A 4,521-nucleotide genomic window follows, 5' to 3' on the forward strand; every position below is an offset into this window, starting at 1 on the left:
CGCCACCACCGGAATGCGGACCGCCGTCCAGCACCTGCGCATCCTCGACCTGGCGGGACAGGCCGACGGCGCGGCGATCCCCCAGGTCGCCGTGATCACCGTGGATCCCCGGCAACTGGCCGCGATCGCCCCGAAGTCAGCGCTCGCCGAAGCCCTGCTGTCAGAGCCGGCGGGGACCCGGGCCGACGCGCGCACCCCGCTGCCGTCCTTCCTCTCCCCCGGCCTCCGGGCGAGGGAGCGCACCGGCGGCTTCATCACCACGGTGGTGACCCCGGGCCGGCCTCCGGTGGACCTGACCCTCAAGCCGGTCGGCACCCTCACCGCCGCGCAACTCGACGACCCCCTCCTCGGACCGGTCACGGCACAGATCCCCGCCGGGACCCCCCTGCTGATCACCACCGCCGACGCCGAGCGCCTGCTGCCCCAACAGCCCTCTGGAAGCACGGTGTTGCTCCTCAAGGGCGACAGTCCCGCCACCACCGAGCCCGCGGCACTGCGGTCGGCGGCGGCCAGGACGCTCGGGCCGCTGGCCAGGATCCGCGTCCGCTCCGAAACGCTGAACACCCTGCGTGCGGACGGCCTGACACGAGGAGTCGGCACGATCTACACCGTCACCTCGATCCTCGCCGCGCTGACGGGTCTGCTCGCGCTCGCCCTGGAACTCACCCTCACCTCCGACGAGCGCAGCCGCACCACCTCGTTTTTGCGCACACTCGGACTCGGCGGCAAGGAAGCCGGGGCACTGCACTTCCTGCAACTGCTGCCGCTTGCGGTGGCCTCGGCGGTGGGCGGCACACTGCTCGGACTGCTCGAACCACGGCTCATGGCGGGGACGTTGGACCTACGGCAGTTCACCGGCGGCCCCGCCCAGCCGGCGCTGCGGACCGACTACTCGCTGACCCTCGCCCTCGTGGCCGGCGTGACCGCACTGATCCTGACCGCAGCGGCCACCGAGACGGTCCTCGCCCGCCGACGCCGCTTGGGGGCCGTACTGCGCCTGACGTGAACGGCTGCGCCCGCTAGGCCGTGTCCCCGGCCTCAGCCTCGGACTTCGCCCGTCGTGCGGCCTCGTCCGGCCATACGCCGATGTGGTCGCTCTCCAGGGCCAGCCGTACCCGCTTGCGCATGTGCAGGCGGTCGGTGAACTCGCCCGGCAACTGCAGCCGGCCGCTGGCGTCCAGGACCGCGTACTCCTCGGCGGTGAGCACATCGACGCCGTCCTCACCGGTGGCGACCCGGCGCAGTACCTCGGTCGAGGTGCGGCCGTTGCGGATCAGCACGGTGCGCTGGACCTGCTCGGAGACCAGCGCGTCGTGGGTGACCACGATCACGGTGACGCCCAGGTCCTCGTTGGCCCGGCGCAGTGCGGCGAAGACCTCGTCGCTGGTGGCGGTGTCGAGCTCGCCGGTGGGTTCGTCGGCGAACAGCACCCGGGGCTCGTTGGCGTTGGCGACGGCCACGGCGACCCGTTGCTGCTCACCGCCGGAGAGCGTGTCGGGGGTGCGGTCGCGGCAGTGGCCGACGGACAGCAGGTCGAGCAACTCCTCTGCACGGGCCCGCCGTTGGGAGCGCCTGATCCCGGTGTACGTCATCGGAAGCATCACGTTCTCGGCCGCCGACAGGTAGGGCAGCAGGTTGCGGGAGGTCTGCTGCCAGACGAAACCCACAGTGCTACGGCGGTAGTTGAGCCGGTCCCGGCGCTTCATCGCCAGCAGGTCGTGTCCGGCGACCTCGGCGGCGCCCGCGGTCGGCACGTCCTGGCCGGAGAGTATGCCCAGCAGGGTGGACTTGCCGGAGCCGGAGGCACCGACCACCGCGATCATCTCGCCCTCGGCCACGGCCAGGTCGAGACCTTGGAGGGCCTGCACTTCGACGCCCTCGGTCTGGTAGATCCGCACCAGGTTCTCGCAGACGACCAGCCCCTCTTCGCGTCGCGGAGCGGCAGCCGCGCCGGCCCGCCGCCGCAACTCGTCCAAGTCCGGTGCCCCGGTGCGCTGTTGATGAAGTGCCACGCGGTCTCCCGGGAGCTGAAGTCTGGCGATGACGCGGTCGGACAGCGGCCAGGCTAATGCGGAAGTCCACGCGAGGGGCGGGATCCGCCGGGCCGACGGCATCCGGAACGGCGTGTGGAGTGCGGGGCGGCGGGTGCCGTCAGGCGTCCTCGACGATGCGGCCGTCGCGGAGTTCGAGCACGCGGTCGGCCAGCGCGAGGAGTTGGGTGTCGTGGGTGGCGACGAGGGCGGTGACGGATTCGCTGCGGACGACTGCGCGCAGCAGGTCCATCACGGTGAGACCGGTGTCGGCGTCGAGTTGGCCGGTGGGTTCGTCGGCGATGATCAGGGCCGGGTTGTTGGCGAGCGCGCGGGCGATGGCGACCCGCTGCTGCTGGCCGCCGGACAGTTCGCCGGGACGTTGGTCGGCATGATCGGCGAGACCGACGAGGGCGAGCAGAAGGGCGACGCGGGCTTCGCGTTCGCGGGCCGGTACCTTCCGCAGACGCAGCGGGACCCCGACGTTCTCGGCCGCGGTCAGAATCGGGATGAGGCCGAAGGACTGGAAGACGAAGCCGATACGGTCCCGGCGCAGCGCCAGCAGGCCGTCCTCGCCGAGGCCGGCCAGGTCGGTGCCGTCCAGGGTGATCCGGCCGCCGTCGGGAGTGTCGAGACCGCCGACCAGGTTGAGCACGGTGGTCTTGCCGGAACCGGAACGGCCTCTGAGGGCGACGAGTTCACCGCGCGGCACGCTGAAGGAAACACCGCGCAGGGCGTGTACGGCGGTGTCACCGCTGCCGTAGGTACGGCGCAGGTCCTCGACCACCACCATGTCGCCGGTGGGCGCCTCGGCATCCACAACTGCACCTCGGCCACTGGTCAGTTCGCCCATGTTTCCTCCCCCACCCGGCCAACATCCGCACCGTAGGGTACGCCGGATCAGGCGGGCGAGGCGGATAGAAGGGGACCGGCGGACATTCCCGCCGGTCCCCTTTTCCGCTTCGGTAGCACGGGAATTGTTTCCGCGTGTCGAAAACCGGCGCTACCAGCGATACCAACGGCCACTCCCACCCTTCGGACGGGCCACGAACCCGACGATCCACAGGACCAGCACGATAATCGCGACCCACCACAGAATTTTCAGCGCGAAACCCGCACCGAAGAGAATCAGGGCGAACAGAAGAACAAGAAGCAGGGGAATCATAATTTTCCACCTCCGAACTTCCGTCTTCCCGCGCATTATTCGTTCACTCCCACGGATTTACCTGGAGGTGCACGCCTGAGGCTGAGGGGGTGGATCGCGGCCCCTATTGCGGGGGCGGGAACGTCACCCGTAGTTGCGCAGTTCGGGCCACATCTCGCCCCAGGGGTGGCGGGGGCTTGTGCAGATGTAGACGTGGCCGCCCCATTCGGTGTTGTGCACACCGTCGGGGTTGGACAGGGTGGCGGCCACACGGACGTGCCGGAAGTACTGGCGCAGCTGGGCGGCGTACTCGGGGGCCTCGTCGGGGCCGGGGGCGACGGCCACCACGGTCGTGGCGTGCGGGTTGCCGGGACCCCACCACCAGTCGGTGTTGTTGGCGCTCACGGCGGTGGGCAGCCCGGTACCGCGGCCGAGTTCGTTGATGGCTCCGGCCTCGCCGTAGTCCGCCGCGAAGATCACCGCGTTCGCCCGCTGCTCGGGCGGGAGCCCGGTCCACACCTGCCGCACGGTGCCCACCAGTTGGGGCCAGCCCAGGGTCTCTCCCGAATTCGTGCTGATGCCGTACGTCCAGGCCACGTCGGAGGGCGGCAGCACCGGCAGCACGATCACCGCGAGCACCGCGGCCGAGACGGCGGTGCCGATCATCAGGCCGCGCAGCCGGCCCGGGCGGGAGTGCAGCCACCCGTCGAGTCCCACGGCCCCGGCCGCCAGCAGACACACGTACAGGCCGCCCAGGTAGTACACCTGCGCTCCGGTCGTCACGGCGAACAGCACGAACAGCACGGCGTAAGCGGTCACCAGGCACCGCCACAGCGGCCGGCCGGACCGCCACAGGAACCGCAGGCCCGCCACCCACAGCACCGCCATCGCCAGACAGGACATGCCGAGCTGCCCCACGATCCAGGTGAGGATGTTCCCCGGGCCTCCGTTCTCCCCGTTCAGCGCCCGCGTCATCTCGAACATGGCCCAGCCGTGCCGCGACTGCCACCACAGGTCGGGCAGCACGAGCAGCACGGCTGTCACGGCGCCCGCGAGCAGTCGGCGGTCGACCACGGTCCGGCGGGCCGGGCCGAGCAGCACGGCGGCCAGCAGGACGATCCCGAAAGAAGCCACGAGGTGATTGAATTCCGCGCCGATGCCGACCAGAGCTCCCACAGCGAGCCACCACCGGGTGTCGCCGGTGCGGTCGATCCGTACGACCACGAGCGCGATCGCCGCCCACGCCAGCATCTCGTACGACGTCGTGTTGGCGACGTGCGCGCCGCCCAGCAGCACGGGCATGGTGGCCGTCGCGATCGCCGCGAGCAACTGGGCCCGGCGCGCGCC

The 4,521-nt window shown here is 70.8% G+C and carries 4 protein-coding genes and 1 pseudogene; 1 reads left to right on the plus strand and 4 read right to left on the minus strand.

Annotated features, from left to right (window positions below; all coding sequences use genetic code 11):
* Positions 1 to 1,006 (plus strand): annotated as a pseudogene (locus R6V09_RS46665) (hypothetical protein); the annotation flags it as partial.
* 13 nt (positions 1,007 to 1,019) lie between these two features.
* Here R6V09_RS46665 and R6V09_RS46670 read toward each other — a convergent pair.
* From R6V09_RS46670 to R6V09_RS46685, 4 genes are all read right to left on the minus strand, one after another.
* Positions 1,020 to 1,976 carry an ABC transporter ATP-binding protein gene (locus R6V09_RS46670; protein WP_317887537.1) on the minus strand — a complete coding sequence of 319 codons (957 nt, stop codon included), beginning with the start codon at positions 1,974 to 1,976 and terminating at the stop codon, positions 1,020 to 1,022.
* 175 nt (positions 1,977 to 2,151) lie between these two features.
* The gene (locus tag R6V09_RS46675) at positions 2,152 to 2,883 is read right to left on the minus strand and encodes an ABC transporter ATP-binding protein (RefSeq protein WP_317887534.1); all 732 of its coding nucleotides are present in this window, start codon (positions 2,881 to 2,883) and stop codon (positions 2,152 to 2,154) included.
* Between the two features lie 150 nt (positions 2,884 to 3,033).
* Positions 3,034 to 3,195 (minus strand): hydrophobic protein, encoded by a 162-nt coding sequence (locus R6V09_RS46680; RefSeq protein ID WP_317887535.1) that lies wholly within the window; start codon positions 3,193 to 3,195, stop codon positions 3,034 to 3,036.
* Positions 3,196 to 3,318: 123 nt separating this feature from the next.
* Positions 3,319 to 4,521: ArnT family glycosyltransferase (locus R6V09_RS46685; RefSeq protein ID WP_317887536.1), on the minus strand; the 1,203-nt coding region annotated here is incomplete at its 5' end.

This window comes from Streptomyces sp. W16 (assembly GCF_033194735.1).
In the GTDB taxonomy this organism is placed as follows: Bacteria; Actinomycetota; Actinomycetes; order Streptomycetales; family Streptomycetaceae; genus Streptomyces.